Genomic DNA, 19,579 nt, shown 5'->3' with positions numbered 1-19,579 from the left:
CCTGGTTTCAACCAGGAGCAACCTAAAAATCCAATCCCATCATCCCGGATGGTTTCAACCAGGAGCAACTCAAAAATCCCATACTTCTATTGCTTCTGGTTTCAACCATAAGCACCCCCCTAACCTACATCCGCTCTGGAGAGGTAATCCCCAAAATCAACATACCCGAGTTAATAATATCAGCTGTTTTTTTCGAAAGATTCAGGCGGAATTGTTTGGTTTCACCTGCTTCAGTTTTCACAATTGGCGGAACATCATGATAGAACTTATTAAAAAGTTTTGCCAATTCATATAAGTAATTCGCCAGACTCGCCGGACTATAAGCTTTCGCTGCAATGGCAATTTCTGATGGATATTTAGCCAGTTGTAAAATCATTTCCAACTCTACAGGCAATAAATCTCCCGACTCCGGCTTTCCAATTTCCGACTGGTACCCTGCTTTTGAGAGCAGTGATTTTATCCTTGCATGGGTATACTGAATAAAGGGCCCTGTGTTTCCCTGGAAATCAATACTTTCTGCGGGGTTAAATAACAGTCTTTTTTTAGGTTCGACTTTTAAAAGGAAATATTTTAAGGCACCTAAACCTATATTTTTATATAATTCTTCTTTATCAGCTTCAGGAAAATCATTTGTTTTGCCTAATTCTTCAGTTTTTTCCCGTGCGGTAGTAATCATGCTTTCAATTAATTCATCTGCATCTACCACCGTTCCTTCACGACTTTTCATTTTACCATTTGGTAAATCAACCATGCCGTAAGATAAATGGTATAAACCTTTCGCCCAGCTTTTCCCCAGCTTCTCTAGAATCAGGAACAATACTTTAAAGTGATAATCCTGCTCGTTGCCCACCACATATATCGACTCATCCATATTGAAATCATCGTGTTTCATCTCAGCTGTTCCTAAATCCTGAGTGATGTAAACTGAAGTACCATCGGCACGTAAAACCAGTTTTTGGTCTAATCCATCAGCAGTTAAATCAATCCAAACCGAACCATCTTCTTTTTTAAAGAAAACGCCTTTCGCCAGGCCTTCATCAACGGTACCTTTCCCTAATAAATAGGTATTGCTTTCGTAATAAAACTTATCAAAATCAACACCCAGGTTTTTATAAGTCACGTGGAAACCCGCATAAACCCATTCATTCATGGTTTTCCAGAGCGAAACAACCGCTTCATCGCCATGCTCCCAGGCCAGCAGCATTTGCTGTGCGGCTTTAATCAGGGGTGCATTTTTTTTGGCCTCATCTTCTGTCTGCCCTTCAAGCTTTAAAGCCTCTATTTCTTTCTTATATTCCTTATCAAAAATTACATAGTATTTTCCCACTAAATGATCGCCTTTTAAACCGGAGCTTTCAGGTGTTTCACCATTGCCCCATTTCTGCCAGGCCAACATAGATTTGCAGATATGAATCCCACGATCATTCACCAGGTTAACTTTCACCACATCATAACCATAAGCCTTCAGCAATTCAGAAACCGAATAACCTAACAAGTTATTACGCACGTGGCCCAGGTGAAGTGGTTTATTGGTGTTTGGAGAAGAATATTCTACCATTACTTTTTTTCCGTTCGAAGGAAACACACCAAAATCTGCCGCTAAAATTTCTTCGTTAAACTGATTTAAAAAATAACTTTCTGCGATGCTGAGGTTTAGAAAGCCTTTAACCACGTTGAATTTGGTTACATTTTCAACATGTTCAACAAGGTATTCGCCAATCTCATTAGCGGTTTGCTCAGGCGATTTTTTAGAAATTTTAGTGATTGGGAAAACAACGATGGTTGCCTGCCCCTCAAATTCTTTACGGGTTTCTTGTATATTGATCACACTTTCAGCAACTTCTTCCTGATAAAGTTCAAGGATGGCCTTCTGTGTTTCGGAAATAATAAAGTTCATGGCGTAAAAATAGTTATTAAAGCGGAAAGACCAAAGGTTTAAGCGGAAAGGCTAAAGCTGAGAGGTAAAAGCGGAAAGCTAAAAGACTAAAGCCGAAAGCGGAAAGCACAAAGCGGAAAGACTAAAGCTAAAAGCACAAAGCGAAAAGGCTAAAGCGTAGCACACGCAAAAACATGAAACCTCTGTTTCAAATGGTGCACTTGCTTTTAGTTTTAGCCCCGCCAGTCCAAACCGCTATTTCCAAACTCGCTATTCCCAACTTCCCAACTCCCCAACTCAAAACTCCCAACTCCAAACCTCCACATCCCCCTTGATTCTCCGCGAAATTCTGATAGATTTGCAATAACTAACTTTTTTATGAGCGAGCAGCAATCAAATTTTAAAGTGAGCGTAAACACCGAGATCGGTCGGTTGCGCAAATTATTAATTCATAGTCCGGATAGTGGCCTGGGGAAAGTAGTTCCCTCGAAAGCGCAAGACTGGCTTTTCGAAGATATTGTTCACCTGGATACCATTCGAAAAGGCGAATACGATTATTATCTTAAGCTGTTGATGTACTTTCTGGATCCTGAAAAGATCAAAGGAAAACTGGCTCAAATTGATTCACCTGAAGCGAACAGAAACTTTTTCAAACCAAATCACCCCGATTTCCATCATTCAACTTCGGTCATCGAAATTCAGAATCTGTTAAGCGAAATGCTCGAAAATGAATCGATCAGGAAAAAACTGGTTGCTGCAGTTTGCGCCATAGAAGGCTGTACGTATAAAGTTCAGACTGAACTCACCAACACCGATCCGAAAGAACTGGCAGAGATTTTTATCTCCGGAACTTTAGCAAACGATACCATGATTTTTGCACCCATTCCAAATTTAATCTTCACCAGGGATGTCGGCATTACTATTAATAACCATATTCTGTTAAATAAACCGGCAAAAAAAGCACGCGTTCGCGAAACGCTTTTAATGCGTTATATTTTCTTCAATCACCCCCTGTTCGCTGACTATAGAAATAACGTTTTGGAAATTCCCGATGTAACCATGCATTTTTTACGCCCGGGAGATGAGCCCGCATTTAGCACCACTTTAGAAGGTGGTGATGTGATGATGGTAAGTCCAAGCCACGTCTTAATTGGCTGCAGCGAAAGGACGTCTGAGCACGGTGCAAATGAAGCCATCAAATTGTTATTTGATCATGATGTAGTAGAGAAAGTAACCGTAGTAAAAATCCCTAGCAAAAGGGATTATATGCACCTCGATACCGTTTTTACCCAGGTGAAACGCAATACCTGGGTGATCTTAAATTCTATTGCGCATTCGCCAAAGTACAATCCTTATGAACCGATCAACTTTTTAAAAGAGCCGGAAAAGTTAGAGTCAACCACTGCCATTCAGTTTACAAAAGCCAATCCACAGGAGCCGAAACATTTCGAACATGTGGAAGCATTATTGAACGACATTAGCCAGAACGACTTAAAAAGTACGGAGCCAACAAAAATTATTTACAGCGGAAATAACCAGTTCCCTTATGATTCAAGAGAGCAATGGACTGATTCCTGTAACCTCCTTGCCATTAAAGAAGGGGTAGTTTTAGGTTATGACCGGAATGATAAAACAGTAGAGGCCTTTAAAGCAGCAGGTTTTAATGTTGTGGATGTGAAAGACTTAATTCAGGATTTGGAAAGTGGCAAGGCAGATGTGGAAACCATTACCGACACCTTAATTTTAATGCCATCGGCAGAACTATCCAGGGCCCGGGGCGGTTTCCATTGTATGAGCTTGCCGATATTTAGAGACAGTTTATAAATTTGCGCGTCGTCATGACGCATAAGAAGAAGAAAATGCAGACCACCAACCACCTTTTAATGATTCGCCCCGTTGATTTCAAATTTAACGAGCAAACGGCCGCAAATAATAAGTTTCAGGTTGCTTCTACCGAAAGTAACATTCAAACACAGGCGCTAAATGAATTTGATGGCTTTGTGGAACTGTTAAGGAAAAATAAGGTAGATGTTACTGTTGTAGATGATACCCTGCAGCCGGAAACGCCAGACTCCATTTTCCCGAACAACTGGGTATCTTTTCATGATGACGGTTCAATTTACCTCTATCCAATGTTTTCTGAAAACCGCAGATTAGAACGGAGAAAGGATATTCTGGAAGGGCTGAAAGATAAGTTTGAGGTAAACCATATCAGCGATTTAAGTTTTTACGAAATGCAGTACGCTTTTTTGGAAGGAACCGGAAGCATGGTATTAGATCGTGTAAATAAAATCGCCTATGCTTGCTTAAGTGTGCGCACCGATCAGGAAGTGCTGGATAACTTTTGCATGCTTACAGGTTATGAACCTGTTTCATTTCAAGCGGTAGACAGTACGAATTTTCCGATCTACCACACCAATGTGATGATGTGTATCGGAGATCGCTTTGCGGTTATTTGCCTGGATTCCATTCGCAATGAAGAAGAAAAATTAGCGGTGATGTTGAGGCTCACCAACAGCGGAAAAACAATTATCGAAATCACGCCGGATCAGATGAGCCATTTTGCCGGAAACATGTTGCAGGTGGTTAATGGTGATAATGAAAGTTTGTTGGTGATGTCGGATCAAGCCTATTTATCCTTAACCGAAGATCAGAAAACTACGCTTGAACAATTTTGCCGGATAATACACGCCCCCCTTTATACTATTGAGCAGAATGGCGGTGGCAGCGCCAGGTGTATGCTGGCGGAAATTCATTTACCAGAAAAATAATATTCAGATCTGCAAATGAATTACATTAATTTCATGCCGATAAGTTTTACTACTTTCGCGGAAAATAGAACGTCAATATGTCTTTAGTACAACAACTCCAAACACGGTCAGGTAATAAATGCGAATTATGCACAGCAGATTCAGGTTTAAGCGTATATGAAGTTCCTCCAACCAGTAATGCCAATGCCGATAATAGCATTTTAGTTTGCAAGACTTGTTTAGATCAGATTGAAAAAACGGAACAGCTGGATGCCAGTCACTGGAAAACGCTGACAGACACCATGTGGTCTGAATTTCCTGCAGTGCAGGTGATGGCCTGGAGAATGTTAAGCAGGTTGAGAAATGAAGGCTGGGCATCAGATAGTTTAGACATCTTATACCTTGATGACGACACATTGGATTGGGCGAAAAAAACCGGCGATCATGAATCTGATGGAACGGTAGAATTTCACCAGGATAGCAATGGAACACGTTTGTATGAAGGTGATATCGTTGTTTTAGTGAAAACATTAGATGTTAAAGGATCTACAATAAGTGCCAAACTAGGTACAGTAGTTAAAAACATTCGACTGGTTCATGATAATACCGAACAAATTGAAGGTAAGGTAGAAGGCCAAACGATTGTAATCCTGACCAGGTACCTTAGAAAAGGATAGTTATCTACGTTTTAGCTACGAACGTTTCATCGTCATTTCGACCGAAGCGGAGAAATTTTTGAACGATACCAATACATTTTCCAAAGATTTCTCCGTTACGCTGCGCTACAGTCGAAATGACGGATTCAGCGATAGACGGCCAAACGATTAACGCTGATTAAGGATCTTAGAAAAGGATAGTTTATATTACGTCTTAGTTACGAACGTTTCATCTAAAGGACAAGCGTTTAAACACCTACCACAAATGAGCAGATAAACACGGGTCAGGATTTGATAGTATCTCCTGCCAACCGGAAGGATTACAGTGGCACACATTACGGCAGTGTTAAGGAGTAGAAAAGTATGATCTTTAGCGTCTCATTTTATTTTAAACCAAAGATTTCCCTCCAAACCAGAAGCTTGCCGATTACATTACCTTTAATGTCTTATACGGTATAACTTAACAACTTGCACATAAAAAAACACAGATCAACATTAGCAAGGGCCAATGTTAATCTGTGTTGAAACCTAAAATGGTTTTAAAATAGCTATGAAAGCTCAAACTTATAACCAACGCCTTTAACCGTTGATACGTAAGTTTCGCCTAATTTTTCTCTCAGCTTACGAATATGAACATCAATTGTTCTATTGGTTACCACCACAGAATCTTCCCATATATTTTTAAGAATCGACTCCCGTGTATAAACCTTACCTGGTTTAGACGCCAGCAAGTACAATAATTCAAATTCCTTCTTGGCCAATACAACCTTGTTACCGCCCTGAAAAACTAAATAAGCTTCTCTGTCGATCACCAAATCGCCTATTTCCAACTTATTTTCTGAAACTTCTTCAGTACCAGAATTACGCCTTAAAATTGCATTGATGCGGCTTACCAAAGCACGGGGCTTAATTGGCTTGGCGATATAATCATCAGCACCAACATTGAAACCCGCAATCTCTGAATACTCTTCGCTCCTCGCGGTTAAAAACACCATAAAAGTATTTTTAAACTCTGGAATCGCCCTCATCAACCTGCAAGCCTCAATCCCATCCATCTTTGGCATCATGATATCCAGAATAATCAAATCAGGATGAACCTTCTTAGCGACTGTAATTCCTTCCTGACCATTTGAAGCGGTGAAAACCTGATAGCCTTCTTTTTTCAGGTTGTACTCAATCAGTTCCAGAATATCTGGTTCGTCGTCAACAATTAATATTTTCTGACCTGCGTTATTCATAGTTAAATATTTGTTACGAAAGTAGTGTCTCTGATGCAACTCTTAGTTAACACTAAGTTAAGAAATTGTTAACGACTTAAATTAGTTTAACATTGAGTTTCTTTTATCGTAACGTTTTTGCTAAAAACGCCTCAAGTTCTTCCCCACGAAGGTTTTTGGCCGCAATTTTTCCGGAAGGATCAATAAGGTAAGAAGTTGGAATGGCCTGGACCTGATATTTTTTTATTGTTTCGCCGTTAAAATCTTTTAATTCTGAAACATGAGTCCATGCTAAACCATCTGCTTTTACCGCACCTAACCAGGCAGCTTTATCGGTATCCAAGGAAATTCCAAGAATATCAAAGTTTTTGGTTTTATATTTATTGTAGACTTTTACCACGTTTGGATTTTCCTGACGGCAAGGCTGACACCATGAGGCCCAAAAATCTACCAATACATATTTACCTTTATAACTGGATAAACTTACAGGCTTTCCATCCGCAGTATTAATAGTAAATTCTGGAGCAACCTGACCAACCTGAACAGTTTTTAGTGATGCCATTTGTTTTATAAAGGTATCTACAGTGGTATTTCCTTTAATTTCATCCTTAATTTCGTCGGCAAAGGCAACCAGTTCGGCTTCAAATTCTTGCGGACTTAGCGTATTCATTGCATAGAAACTTGCTAGCGTACCTTTGTTTTCTTTCGCAAATTTTAAGATTGATGTATTTAGCTGATTGATGTAAGATTCATACTGAGGTTTCATTTCTTCCAGGATAGTTGCTCTGTTCTGCGGCTGGGTAGCCACTTTAGCTTCAAAGTCTGCCTGTAGTTTTTCTACCTGCTTAGCAAAATTATTTCTCAGTGTATTCAACTCTGATAATTTCTCCACTTCATTTGCACCAGAAATTTTGTAAGCCATTGTCTTATCAGCTAAATCTGCTTCAAGTTTGATGTCATCTCCATTTTTTGCAATCAGCATAAATTCGTGGTTACCAATTGAAACCCTGAAGAAATCCACGGACGGAGTTTTTCTGATAAATTTAAACTCCCCTTTTTCTGATAAATTGGTTGAATCGATGGCAACCATCTGGCTGTTTTGCATTCCAAAAAGAAATACCTTTTTTTCTGTGCCAGGATTTTTGAAAGTTCCGTCAATATTAAAACTATCTTTCGGTTTACATGCGGTGAAAGCGATCGCGATCAACACGATCAGGCTTAGATTTTTTAATCTCATTATTTAAGTTTTTCTAATATCAATTCATTCAATTTCTTCGCATCCGCTTTGCCTTTGGCTAGTTTCATTACCTCACCAACAAACAAACCTAAAACGCCCTTTTTACCTTTTTTAAAGGCTTCCACTTGTTGTGGATATTTATTTAACACCTCATTTATAAAACCGCCCAATTCATCGATATTTTCAGTAATGAGCAGGTTTAATGATTGAGCAAGGTCTTCAACATTCGCGTTTTCATTCCCCTCTATTGCAGGCAACAATTGCTGAATAGCAATTTGCTGGGTGAGTTTCTTTTCATCTACCAGGTTAATAGCTGCCGCTAACTGCTCTGGTTTAACCTTGTAATCAGCAATTGCTATTCCTTTGTCGCTCAACAATGCCCTAACCGGACCAATTAACCAGTTAATTAATGTCTTCTTTGTATTAACGATTGGTAAAGCATGGTTAAAGTACAGGAGTAAATCTAAATCTTCGGCAAATAAGGTAGCGTCAGCTTTGCTGATTTCAAATTCAGCAACCATTTGCTTCGAAATTTCATTTGGTAAGGCGGGCATGGCAGCTGTGATTTCTGATAACCATTCATCAGCTATATATACAGGCTGCAAATCAGGATCAGAAAAGTAACGGTAATCGTTGGCTTCTTCCTTGGTCCGCATTGGTGAGGTAGTACCTTTATCAGCATCAAAATTCAAGGTGCTTTGAATGATTTTTCCTCCATTGCTAACCACCTCAATCTGCCGGGTAAATTCAAATTCCATTGCCCTGCGAACATTCCGCATAGAATTTAAGTTTTTCACTTCGCAACGGGTTCCAAATGCTGTAGTTCCATTTTCACGAATAGAAATATTGGCATCGCAACGCAAACTCCCTTCTTCCATATTCCCGTCGCTCACATTTAAATGGCGAACAAGTTTTCTAATTTCACTCAATAAAGCAGATGCTTCTTCCGCACTGCGGATATCCGGCTCGGTAACAATTTCAATTAATGGCACTCCGGCACGATTTAAATCAACAAGCGAGTAATGCTCATCCTGATCGTGAATACTTTTTCCGGCATCTTCTTCCAGGTGAATGCGATTGATTCCTATTTTTTTTGTCGAACCATCATTCAATTCCACCTCTAAAAAACCGTTGATGCAAATCGGCTGATTGTCTTGCGTAATCTGATATCCCTTTGGTAAATCTGCGTAAAAATAGTTCTTCCTATCAAAGTGATTGATTTGATTTATTGTACAGTTAAGCGCTAAACCAATGCGAATAGCCTTAGCAACTACCTCCTTATTCAGTTTTGGTAATGCGCCAGGCAAAGCAAGCGAAACGGTAGAGATATTTTGATTTGGTAAAGCCCCGAAAGACGCGCTATCAGCAGAAAAAATTTTGGTATTGGTGTTTAACTGAACATGTATTTCCAGTCCTGAAACAAGCTCGTAATTGGTTTCGGGTTTTACTAAACTCATATAAAAATGATGCCTTTAAATATATATGCTGGCAAATATAGTTAAAGAATGTCAAAACGAATTGCCGCATCTTAACTAGTATGTAATGGCCGGGTAGATTTCGATCGCGATTACAGGCAAACCTAATTATCCACCTAAAAGTATGGTCGATTTTGACACTTTGATTTCTGGTGATGTGAATCACATCACCAGGAACGGAGATAATATATTGCTTATTCCCTATCGACTGTGATTACATTGGTTCTCCAAAGAATGTAACCTAAACGACCACAGCATTCTGCAACGAAATATTCAATATCTGCAGGCACATCATTTACAATGCGATAACGTATTTTAAATTTTGGATTGTAGCTCAGGTAAACCACCAGGTCATCTTTCGAAAAACCTCTTCCCGTTAATGCTTTCAAATGCACATCAGCAAGTTCTTTCGCCGCACGATTCAGGCGATCGTTCATTATTTTTGCTAAATGTTTTGCAGGAACAAAATCGGTCTCCAGGATAGCCAGCACAGTCACAGTCATTTTGCAAATTTATACGCATTATTTACTTCTGCAAGTGCACGGCGCTAATTCGTTGACACACAGAGAAATTAATTTTTTAAGTTAAAATAAGTCAATTTGGGCCATTTAGGCCGTTTTATAACTTCAGTAATACTTTTATATCAGATCTGGTTAGGTTCCCGGATCACGTAGTGTTACGCTGATGTACCCGTCTATGGTTTCAATCGTTATCGGTAAATACCCGAAAGAAAGAAAAAATATAGTTTAAAGATATTAGGTTAATTTACTGATTATAAATTCCATATATTAGCTAAACTGTGAAAAAAATCCTAATCATAGAAGACAATTTATCTAATGCTGAAATGATTTCCGCTGTATTTAACGAGGAAGGCTTTTCTACAAGATCTCTCACTGGCTCAAAAGGACTGGAGGAAATGCTTCGTGATTTTCAGCCTGATTTAATTTTGATGGATATTTTGCTTGAAAGTACCGACGGAAGAGCGCTTTGTAACCTGATTAAGGCAAACGAAAAAACTGGACAGATAAAAATAATTTTAATGACTGCAGCATTGCTTCATCAAATTCCTGATGTTCCCTGCCAGCACGACGGCATTGTAACTAAACCTTTTGATATTTTTGAACTTTTAAAAAAGGTAAATAATATGTTGCAAGTTGATGATATTTCCGCTTCGCTGAAACCTTTATGAATTTAATCCTGTTATCATACCATGCAACCTTTCAACCTTACTGTAAAACTCGACGGCGAGAATACTGAACTGACGATTAGTGAGATTGACGGATACTACGAAATTATCCATCAAGGCCATATTATTGCAGCTTTAAGGCCTCCAGGCGAGGACTGGCAATTGCTTCCTTTAGATGAATTAATTGAAAAGGTTCCATTATTTGAAAGTGATCTAGATCCCGAAAGTCATCGAATTGCCCTGCATTCGCCGGTCATTAATCAGATTATTGCGGAAATTGAAAGCCGTTGATTTAGAAATATACTATAAATCACGCTCTTCTCTTAAGAAAAAACATATTATTTACGTTCACATTCATAATGAGCTAGATTAGAACTGTTTATACAGCAACTGCTGATGCCATTACAATTGTAAAACATTGTTAGCATAACGGTGTTGTGTATTAAACATGTAATCAAACACTATGATTGTACCTTTATTTGATAAAAATAAAATTCTCTTTACTACTCCAATAAATCCTTTATTACGCTTATCAATTGTTATTCCTGTAAAAAATGAAGCCGATTGTATTCAGGATACGCTTGATGCAATAAGAAATCAATGTAACCCATCCGGGAATAAAATTGATCATAACATTTTTGAAGTTTTAGTATTGGCGAACAACTGTACAGATCAAACTTTCGAAATTTGCGAAGCTTACCAAATCGCTTATCCTGAATTTTCTTTACATGTTGTGCCGATTACTTTGGAGGGTGAAACTGCACATATTGGTACGGCAAGAAGGTTATTAATGGATAACGCCTATCAACGCCTGATGCAGGTAGCCGGAGATCGGGGAATAATCGTTTCCACAGATGGAGATAGCCAGGCAGATCCAACCTGGATTTATCATATTTTGGCAGAGATGGATAATGGTGTAGATGTAGTTGGTGGTAGAATTTTACCTCGCGATACACCTTTACAGTCTAAGCTTCATCATTTAAGGGATGTTACTTATCGTTTGTTTACCAGTCGCCTGGAATCTTTGTTAGATCCGTGTGCGGCCAATCCCTGGCCGCGGCATTTTCAATGTTACGGCCCAAGTTTGGCAGTAACTTGCGAAATCTATGATCGTTCCGGCCGATTACCGGCCATTCCTTATCTTGAAGATGAGGAGTTTAGAAAACGCCTGAAACGCATTGATGCAAAAATCAGACATTCGCCAAATGTGAAAATCTATACCTCTTCCAGGTTGAATGGTAGAGTGGAATTTGGTTTTTCAGTTCAGCTAAAGCAGTGGCAGGATATGAGTACCAAAGGTGAACAGCAGCTGGTAGAATCTTTAGATACTTTAATTTTTAAGTTGAATGTGAAAAATTCACTTCGAAAGCTCTGGGCGAGCAGCACATCATGCCCTGTGTTACAAGCAGAATTAAAATCAATGGCAAAGGCACTTGCTATCGACTTTCAAACCTTAACAACAGCATTACACGATAATCAGTATTTCGAAAGTTTCTGGGAGCAGATTGAGGATCATCTTTTATCTACCAGCCATGCGAAAATTATCATGGAGCCTGTTTCTAAAGTGATCAGCTCTGTGCGACAATATTTCTCTAAATCTTTTGCAAAGCCAGTTCCATCAACAATAACGGCAAATAAGCCTGCAGGAATGCAAAGTATCGCTATTTAAACTGATAATAAATATGATCTCAGTTTTAACGATTGTTGCCGGACGGAAAACTGCCTTAAGTAATTTGATTAAAGGCCTTGCAGAAAGCACCGTTTTACCAGATGAGCTGGTCATTGTTTTTATGAACGAACCGACCAGCGAAATGCCGTTACTCCCTTTTCCTGTTCATTGCTACAGTTTAATGCAGCCTGCACATTTACCGCTTGCTGCTGCCAGAAATTTAGCAGCCAGGAACGCAAATGGAGATTTCTTAATCTTTTTGGATGTTGACTGCATTCCATCAGCTACGCTAATTGCTGACTATAAAAACCAAATTTCTGCTCATGCCTTGCTAAGCGGACAGGTCAGCTACCTGAAAAGTGGTGCGACAAACGCGGACGATTTTTTATCAAGAATGGAAGGTTTGAGTACACCCGACCCTATCCGGGCAGGTTTGGAAACCATTTCTTATTCGCTTTTTTGGTCGCTAAATTTTGCTTGTTCAAAAACAACTTACCAAAAAATCGGAGGTTTTGATGAGGGATATAAAGGTTATGGAGCAGAGGATACAGACTTTTCTTTTTCGGCTGAGCAGCAACAGGTTCCGCTCCAATGCGTGCCGGCAAAAGCTTATCACCAATACCATGACAGTTTTTCGCCACCGCTTAATCACCTGGAGGATATCATCGGCAATGCAAATCGATTTTTCCAGAAGTGGAATAGCTGGCCGATGGAAGGCTGGTTGAAGGCTTTTCAACAAATGGGTTTAATCAAATGGGATGGACAGGATCTTAGGTTAATTAGGATGCCTACAGAAGAGGAAATAATGGCTACTTTAAAGAAGTAATTATTGAAATATTCTTTTGCCCACTGCAACAATTGCGGCTGCAGCATCATTTAGCGCATTTTCTGAAATAATCCCTTCCCAGTTTGGCACCTTTGTTTCCAAATCATTCAATAAGGTATTCCAATCCGTATCAAAAAGCGATTGCGGTAAAACGATTTTCACACCGGGAACAGAAGATATAGCGTTCGCCTTATCCAATTGTTCGTCAAAAGGGCGGGATTCAGGGATGCCGACGAAACGTTTATCCAGACTCGCCATTTCCATCACGGTATTGTGACCGGTATTGCCAACGACCATTGTACATAAATCCAATACCGTTTTTGGATCATCAATATGACCGTAAAATTCTACATTTGTAAGTAAACTGCGCTCGCCATCTATTTGTCCGATTACATAAAATTGAAAACCTCGACAAGATTCCGATAAATGCTTGAGAAAGACTGCGTTAATTGATGTTCCTCCACTTCCTACAATGACCGCTACATGAGCGCGCTTTTCTTTACTGTTGTTCTCCTGGGTGAACCTTGAAAAACCACCTGTGTAATGGGTTTTATCAATAATCCACTGGGCAGACATTGGTGAAATGGATTTTGAAAACGGCGCTAATAACATCTCTGCGCTTTGATAGGCCATTAAATGCGGTAGATCTTCCCTATGCCCGTGCTGCCTCATTACAATTGTTGGTACGCCTGCTAATCTGGCCAGTAAAGTAACTTCCACTGATACATCTACAACCATTAATAAGGGTTGATTTTTCTGGAAGAAATCTGTCATCATGGCAATGCGATCACTAATTCCAGATACGTTTAAAGGTGCATAGTGTAAGGCTTCGACATCATTACCATTATGGAAATATAAATCCTGATCACTTCTGGTGTCTATTGGAAGGTGGATTAAATGAACATCATCTGCAAGCAAATGCGCAAAAGGTTTCAGATTACTACCCAAAAGCGTAATATCAAAACCGGTTAGCTTTTCTACAATTTGTGCTATCCGGGTGATGTGCCCCGAACCATGATGATGGACGTAAAAAGCAATGTTAAATTTCATAGCATCACCTTTGTTTTTGATAAACATCCAGGCGATAATCAGCTGTCCGCGACCCTTTAATATGTGAAAGACCAAGGTTTGCAAAACAATTATGTACCTCATCGCCAGTCAAAGGATAGTCGGCCACGAAATGCGTCCAATGTACCAATGCTAAAATACCATCAACTTCCAGGGTATCAAAAATAAGCTCCCTTGTCCTTAAAAGATCATCTTTAGAAAGATAATAGCCTACTTCACTCATCACTATCAGATTAAAATTTTGCGGGGGATAATCCGTTGGGATTCCTCCATTAATAAAACTTACGCCAGGATCTCCTTCCATCCTATCGCGGGCTTTCTGCAGTGCGGTTTCGCTGATGTCCATCGAAATTAAATGATCGCATTTCTTACTTAACATCTTGGTGAGTACTCCAATAGAGCAACCAATTTCAAGCGCCTGAGCATATCTTCTTTCCGGGATAGCCGCTAAAGTAGCTGCATATTTTGCGCTTTCATATTCACTTGTTTCGAACGACCATGGATCTGAATTTTCGTTATATAGCTTTTCAAAATAATCCTGAGAAAGTGTATTTGTTGGATTTGACTTTTTACGTTCGATAAAATATTCCTTATCCACCAAAAAGTTGCTGATCATCTTTTCAGTAAGGATAAATCCATTAGGATCATCATGAATTAACGGTGTGGTTTGCGTCTGGTGTGCATCAATCGCAGCACGTTTTTGGCCTAAGTGCCTGGTAATATCCAAACATTTGAGTTCGCCACTTTCTAATTGGGGCCAATCATTTTCAACGGCCTTTTCGTACAACCAAATGGGATATTCCCAAATTTTTGGTTTGTAATCTGGTACTTTTTTCAAAGCTGCAAAAAGCAATTGAAAGGTAGCACGGTGGTCGCGATGGGGATCAAGTTCATACGGTACCAGAATTAGTTGTGGAAGAAACGAAGAAAGATCATTGGCTAGCTTTTGAGAAAGTTCATTAAATCCATCTTCGCCCAAGGCAGGCATAGCTGAATCCTTACTTTCATAACAAAAAAGATTATCTGCGCCTAAGCCCAGGTGTTCCAAAGCCACAACCAGTTCAGTCTTACGCAAATCTGCAATTTGTTTTGGCGGATATGCAACAGAACGCGGATGTGACTGGCTGCCATCAGTCGTGAGAATTACCTGTATGGCACAATCCTTTTCAACCAATGTACTGATTAATCCTCCACATCCTAAAGACTCGTCGTCTGGATGTGGGGCTAAAACCAGGCATCGCTTTATGCTATCCATGAAGCCTTCATCAATAGTTGTCGCTGAAGCGCGAAAGGCAGCCTTGTCAAATATCATCGTCAAAAGTAAAATCGTTTTGAATAAAAAATTCGGCAGCCTTTAACCGTGTTGCATCGGGGGCTGGCTGACGTAAATAAAAGGTTAGATCGCGGTGAAGGCGTTCAAGAGCAAAAGGTTCCATCAATCCGCGTGCGCCAACGCAACGGTTGCTCTCATCCATTATTTTTAGACAAATCTCTTCAATTACCGTTCTGGTCATGTTTGAAAAGGCGATTAGTGCCTGATCTTGTGACTCTGCAGCGACCCATTTATCGTAGTATTTTCCTGTACGATTAAGCCAAAGCTGACCGGTAGTGAGTTCGCTCATGATATTGTATATGCGCATTTGTTGAAAAGGATCTTCTGTCCTTCTCAACTCTTTGAGGTAAGAAAGCGTATGTTCTGCAATGGCTTCCGCACCACCGAGGTGTACAGCGGCGAAACGAATTGCTCCGGCATTAAAATATGGTTGCGTCAGGTAAGTTCCTGGCCGGGCCAGTAAATCTTTTTCAGTGATTCGATAACCACTAAAATCAACTTTGTAACTCCCAGAAGCTTTCATTCCAAGCGGTTTCCAGCTTTTCCGGTCAATCCTTCCCTGAGGAAGATCTTCCATATTAATGATCAAAAGTTGCCAGCCTTTTTCGCCATTTCGATCAATATCACCGGAAATTAACGCACGGTTCACGATCGCTGCGCCAGAGCAAAAAGTTTTACTTCCTTTAATGATGAAATCGGAACCATCTGCAAGAAATGAAATGCCATCAGCGGCCTGGGTATTCCAAACGCCAAATAAATAGCCTCTTTCTTCTACCTCTTTATACCATTTTTGCCGCTGTTCTTCTTCAGCATATAGATGAATGAGATAGAGCGTATTAACATGGCCTTCAAAAATTCTTCCTACAGATAGATTTGCCTTTCCAACTGCCTTTAATAAACGCAACAATTCAGGTGTTTTCGGGAGATTAAAGTCTAGAGAGCGGCCTGGCAATACAATGGACAAAGCACCACATTCCCGGAGCCACTTAAATTCTTCAACTGGCCCGTCCGGATGATGTTCAGTAATGGCCGCCCGTTCTGCAATTTTTTTTAAAACAAGGTCAATTGAAGTTTGATCAGTTTCTCTTAACTCATCGGTAATCTCCTGTCTCATATTGCTAAGAAATCCTGTTTAATTTTGCTTTGTGCAACCTCGGTAAGCATTTCTTCATATTTATCCATCATTTTTTCTATACTGAATCTTCCTCTTGCATAATCACTAACGGCTTTTCGATCTAGTTTTAAGCAACCTTTTATAGCTCCTGCCAAATCATGTATATTAGGAAAATCCACCAGGATTCCACTTCCTTCCGCTACTATTTCAGGCAATGCGCCCATTTTAAAACCGGCAACCGGCGTACCACAACTTAAGGCTTCTGCAACCACTAAACCGAAGGGCTCCTGCCAGCATGGACTTACGATACAAACACTGGCACCACAAATCAACGCATTTAATGACTTCTGATCCTGAAGACCTAAAAGTTCTACGTTCTCGTCGATTAGCTCAGCAACCTTATCTTTAAAATACCGCTGATCAGCAATTCCACCCGCTACTTTAAGTGAAATGCCGGCAATTTCTGCGGCCTGAATGGCTAAATGCAGACCTTTGTCCGGGTGAATCCGTCCGAACCAAACAGCGTAAGGTTGCTCACTGGTTTTTGTTTCAGACTTCCACTGATTAAGGTCGATTCCATTTTCAATCACCTCGCAGCCAGAAACAATCTTATCCCAGTTAACCGCGCTCTGTTTCGACACTGTAACGTATCGAATTACCGGATTTTTTCGCTCTGCTTTGATAGCAAGTTTCAACTCGTAAAATGGTGGCGTATGCAAAACCGTGAGCATTGGTGTGCTCAACGTATTCGCCATGGTAATTGGAATGTAGTGTAAGCTGTTGTTGAAAATAATATCTAAATTATAGTCATCAATTTTCGACATCAGGCCAAAATAAGCATGATGTTCGGCAATATATTCTGATGGTAAATCGCGAAGTTTAATGCGCATTCCGGTTTTATTGTCGTAGCCTTCATCCGATAAAATCGGATCAACAGGGAGATTTTCGTCGGAGCTTGAACTGGCAAACAATATTACATCATGGCCCCGGGCAACCAGTCTTCGGGTAATTTCATGGGTAAAAACCTCAAGGCCTCCTGCAAAAGGAGCAGAAATAGGATGCTTCAGGTGGGCGATAATACCTATCCTCATATATATCTTAGCAATTAGTGGTGATTGAATGTCTTTATTTAGACAAATATTTCGATTGATGGTTTTACATTTTTGATCATCATTAAATATAACCCGAAATTAAACACAAAAAAAGCCTCTCCGGTAAGAGAAGCTTTAATAAATTATAATGTCATTTTATGGATGTCCGTTTCCACCGGCAGCACCATAAATCTGACCAGTTGCATAACTTGCGTCGCTATCTGCAAGCTGTACGTAAATTGAAGCCAATTCTGCGGGTTGCCCCGGACGGCCAAGTGGTGTAACCTCGCCAAAATTTACGATCGCATCCTGGGGTTGACCTCCGCTGGTTTGTAAAGGCGTCCAAACCGGGCCCGGGGCCACTCCGTTTACGCGAATTCCTTTTGGACCAAGCTGTTTGGCGAGTGATTTAACAAAGGCTACGTTAGCGGCTTTTGTCTGTGCATAATCGAACAGATTTTCTGATGGATCATAAGCCTGAACGGAACTGGTAGCAATAATTACGGCTCCCTCCGGCAGAATAGGCAATGCGGCTTTGGTGATCCAGAATGGTGCATAAACATTAGTTTTCATTGTCGTATCAAAATCTTCTGCACTGATATCAAGAAGTGAATCAACTGCTTGTTGATGCCCTGCGTTGTTTACCAGGATATCTATTCCTCCCAACTTTTCTGCAGCCTGCTCAACTAAAGATTTACAAAATTCTTCTGTAGTGATGTCGCCGGGAATGCCAAATCCTTTTCTTCCGGCTTCTTCAATAAGCGCAAGCACCTCATCAGCATCCGATTGTTCCTGCGGTAAATAATTAATAACTACATCCGCACCTTCCCTGGCATAAGCAATGGCAGCGGCACGCCCTATTCCTGAATCTCCGCCGGTAATCAAGGCTTTTCGACCTAAAAGTCTTCCTGATCCTTTATAACTTTTTTCTCCATGATCCGGAACCGGATCCATTTTAGATGCTAACCCAGGCACTTCCTGTGGCTGTTTAACGAATGGTGGTTTTGGATATCTATTTAGTGGATTTACTAATGGTTTTTGATCTTGTTCAAGCATGTCTGTGTTTTTTCTTCCGGCCAATTAATTCCCCAAATCAATACCTGGCCAAGTCTATTTATTTGGTAAGCATTTAGCAAAGAAGCCGCATACTTCCTTTTAAAACACCAATAATTTGTTAATTGTTCAGATAATCTGAAAACCAATAGTGCCTGGTTAATTCAGATATCTGGCGATTGAGGTAAATTATTTCTTGGCGATGGATATTTTCTAAACCTTAATACAGGAGATTTTGTTCCTCAATTATGGATAATAAGAAAAAACAAGATGGTCGTGATGATGCTAAAGTAGATCTGAACGATCCAAATGAAGTCTCCTATGCTGCGCAGCAAGCTGGCATCAGTTCTGAGAAATATAAGGAATATGCAAAGGCCGCAGGCACAAACGGCAGACAGGCGATTGCTAAATATATCGAAGACCATGCCGGTGATTAATTAATAGTTCGAACTTAAAGGATCCGAAATATTCAAAACAATTTGCCATGACCTTCCGTTGTTTATGGAAATCTACCTATAAAAAACATGGAAAATAATAACGAGATTATCAGCGACCTTAAAGGTTTAGTATCAATTTTAAATGACGGAAAAGAAGGTTATGAATCGGCTGCCGAAACTACAGAAAGTTTAGATTTAAAAGCAATTTTCTTGAAATATGCTGCTGAACGAAAAGCATATGAATTAGAACTTAAAGCGCATTTAGCTTCACATGGCGGTGAATCTGATAATAGTGAAGGTGGCATTTTAGGTGCAATTCACAGAACATGGATCGACATTAAAGAAGCATTAAGCAGCAAAGAAGATGTAGCCATATTAGGTGCTATTGAAACTGGAGAAAAAGCGGCGATTGAAAAATATGATGCTTTGTTACAGGATACTGCCACTCATGCCGATCATTTAAGTCTTTTAAATAAACAAAGAGATGGCATTCAAAATGCGTTAACAGAGATTACTTCTTTGAAGGCTGCAAAAGCTTAATAAACGGAAGATTTCTGTTTATTTAAACTGTCATATTAAGCCCGTCGAGCG

At 39.9% G+C, this 19,579-nt stretch carries 19 protein-coding genes; 9 read left to right on the top strand and 10 right to left on the bottom strand.

Features of this window, described 5'->3' with window-relative positions; translation table 11 throughout:
- Positions 1-124 precede the first annotated feature (124 nt).
- Entirely contained in the window at positions 125-1,897 is a 1,773-nt protein-coding gene (gene argS, locus GJU39_RS10495; RefSeq protein ID WP_154280759.1) for an arginine--tRNA ligase, read from the bottom strand.
- 357 nt (positions 1,898-2,254) lie between these two features.
- Here argS and GJU39_RS10490 point away from each other — a divergent pair, with 357 nt between their 5' ends.
- The 3 genes from GJU39_RS10490 (at position 2,255) to GJU39_RS10480 (ending at position 5,303) form a co-directional block, all read left to right on the top strand.
- Positions 2,255-3,700: an arginine deiminase family protein gene (locus tag GJU39_RS10490; protein ID WP_154280758.1), complete on the top strand. Its 1,446-nt coding sequence runs from the start codon at positions 2,255-2,257 to the stop codon at positions 3,698-3,700.
- A 14-nt stretch (positions 3,701-3,714) separates the two neighbouring features.
- Complete coding sequence (ctlX, locus tag GJU39_RS10485) at positions 3,715-4,647, top strand: citrulline utilization hydrolase CtlX (protein ID WP_245227783.1); 933 nt, start codon at positions 3,715-3,717, stop codon at positions 4,645-4,647.
- A gap of 77 nt (positions 4,648-4,724) precedes the next feature.
- A complete protein-coding gene (locus GJU39_RS10480; protein WP_154280757.1) occupies positions 4,725-5,303 on the top strand; it encodes a PhnA domain-containing protein in 579 nt (192 codons plus the stop codon).
- A gap of 527 nt (positions 5,304-5,830) precedes the next feature.
- Here the strand turns inward: GJU39_RS10480 and GJU39_RS10475 are convergent.
- From GJU39_RS10475 to GJU39_RS10460, 4 genes are all read right to left on the bottom strand, one after another.
- A complete protein-coding gene (locus GJU39_RS10475) occupies positions 5,831-6,520 on the bottom strand; it encodes a response regulator transcription factor (RefSeq protein ID WP_056870373.1) in 690 nt (229 codons plus the stop codon).
- A 103-nt stretch (positions 6,521-6,623) separates the two neighbouring features.
- On the bottom strand, positions 6,624-7,736 hold the full coding sequence (locus GJU39_RS10470; RefSeq protein ID WP_154280756.1) for a TlpA disulfide reductase family protein: 1,113 nt from the start codon (positions 7,734-7,736) through the stop codon (positions 6,624-6,626).
- Positions 7,736-9,193, bottom strand: a complete 1,458-nt coding sequence (gatB, locus tag GJU39_RS10465) for an Asp-tRNA(Asn)/Glu-tRNA(Gln) amidotransferase subunit GatB (RefSeq protein ID WP_154280754.1) — start codon at positions 9,191-9,193, stop codon at positions 7,736-7,738. The genes GJU39_RS10470 and gatB overlap by 1 nt, the downstream gene beginning before the upstream one ends.
- A gap of 212 nt (positions 9,194-9,405) precedes the next feature.
- Positions 9,406-9,714 (bottom strand): hypothetical protein, encoded by a 309-nt coding sequence (locus tag GJU39_RS10460; protein ID WP_154280753.1) that lies wholly within the window; start codon positions 9,712-9,714, stop codon positions 9,406-9,408.
- Between the two features lie 296 nt (positions 9,715-10,010).
- Here GJU39_RS10460 and GJU39_RS10455 point away from each other — a divergent pair, with 296 nt between their 5' ends.
- The 4 genes from GJU39_RS10455 to GJU39_RS10440 all read left to right on the top strand — a co-directional run bounded on the left by GJU39_RS10455 (position 10,011) and on the right by GJU39_RS10440 (position 12,892).
- A complete protein-coding gene (locus GJU39_RS10455) occupies positions 10,011-10,400 on the top strand; it encodes a response regulator (RefSeq protein WP_154280751.1) in 390 nt (129 codons plus the stop codon).
- Positions 10,401-10,421: 21 nt separating this feature from the next.
- The gene (locus GJU39_RS10450) at positions 10,422-10,688 is read left to right on the top strand and encodes a hypothetical protein (RefSeq protein ID WP_154280750.1); all 267 of its coding nucleotides are present in this window, start codon (positions 10,422-10,424) and stop codon (positions 10,686-10,688) included.
- A 172-nt stretch (positions 10,689-10,860) separates the two neighbouring features.
- Positions 10,861-12,066: a glycosyltransferase gene (locus GJU39_RS10445; protein WP_154280748.1), complete on the top strand. Its 1,206-nt coding sequence runs from the start codon at positions 10,861-10,863 to the stop codon at positions 12,064-12,066.
- Between the two features lie 13 nt (positions 12,067-12,079).
- A complete protein-coding gene (locus tag GJU39_RS10440; RefSeq protein ID WP_154280746.1) occupies positions 12,080-12,892 on the top strand; it encodes a glycosyltransferase family 2 protein in 813 nt (270 codons plus the stop codon).
- On the opposite strand, the gene GJU39_RS10435 is transcribed toward GJU39_RS10440, so the two are convergent.
- The 5 genes from GJU39_RS10435 to GJU39_RS10415 form a co-directional block, all read right to left on the bottom strand.
- Positions 12,893-13,942: a glycosyltransferase gene (locus GJU39_RS10435; protein ID WP_154280745.1), complete on the bottom strand. Its 1,050-nt coding sequence runs from the start codon at positions 13,940-13,942 to the stop codon at positions 12,893-12,895.
- Positions 13,943-13,946: 4 nt separating this feature from the next.
- A complete protein-coding gene (locus tag GJU39_RS10430) occupies positions 13,947-15,272 on the bottom strand; it encodes a bifunctional PIG-L family deacetylase/class I SAM-dependent methyltransferase (RefSeq protein ID WP_154280743.1) in 1,326 nt (441 codons plus the stop codon).
- Entirely contained in the window at positions 15,262-16,407 is a 1,146-nt protein-coding gene (locus GJU39_RS10425; RefSeq protein ID WP_154280741.1) for an acyl-CoA dehydrogenase family protein, read from the bottom strand. The genes GJU39_RS10430 and GJU39_RS10425 overlap by 11 nt, the downstream gene beginning before the upstream one ends.
- Complete coding sequence (locus GJU39_RS10420; RefSeq protein WP_154280739.1) at positions 16,404-17,498, bottom strand: glycosyltransferase; 1,095 nt, start codon at positions 17,496-17,498, stop codon at positions 16,404-16,406. Before GJU39_RS10420 ends, GJU39_RS10425 begins: the two co-directional genes overlap by 4 nt.
- A gap of 156 nt (positions 17,499-17,654) precedes the next feature.
- Positions 17,655-18,554, bottom strand: coding sequence for an SDR family oxidoreductase (locus tag GJU39_RS10415; protein WP_154280737.1), 900 nt, complete (start codon positions 18,552-18,554; stop codon positions 17,655-17,657).
- A gap of 245 nt (positions 18,555-18,799) precedes the next feature.
- Between GJU39_RS10415 and GJU39_RS10410 the strand changes: the two genes are divergently transcribed.
- Together GJU39_RS10410 and GJU39_RS10405 are read left to right on the top strand one after the other, a co-directional pair.
- Entirely contained in the window at positions 18,800-18,988 is a 189-nt protein-coding gene (locus GJU39_RS10410; protein ID WP_154280735.1) for a DUF3606 domain-containing protein, read from the top strand.
- 87 nt (positions 18,989-19,075) lie between these two features.
- Positions 19,076-19,528, top strand: a complete 453-nt coding sequence (locus GJU39_RS10405) for a ferritin-like domain-containing protein (RefSeq protein WP_154280733.1) — start codon at positions 19,076-19,078, stop codon at positions 19,526-19,528.
- Positions 19,529-19,579 lie beyond the last annotated feature (51 nt).

The sequence above is a fragment of the Pedobacter petrophilus genome (assembly GCF_009674725.1).
GTDB classification, from domain to species: Bacteria; Bacteroidota; Bacteroidia; order Sphingobacteriales; family Sphingobacteriaceae; genus Pedobacter; species Pedobacter petrophilus.
This window is presented reverse-complemented; position numbering and strand designations above follow the sequence as displayed.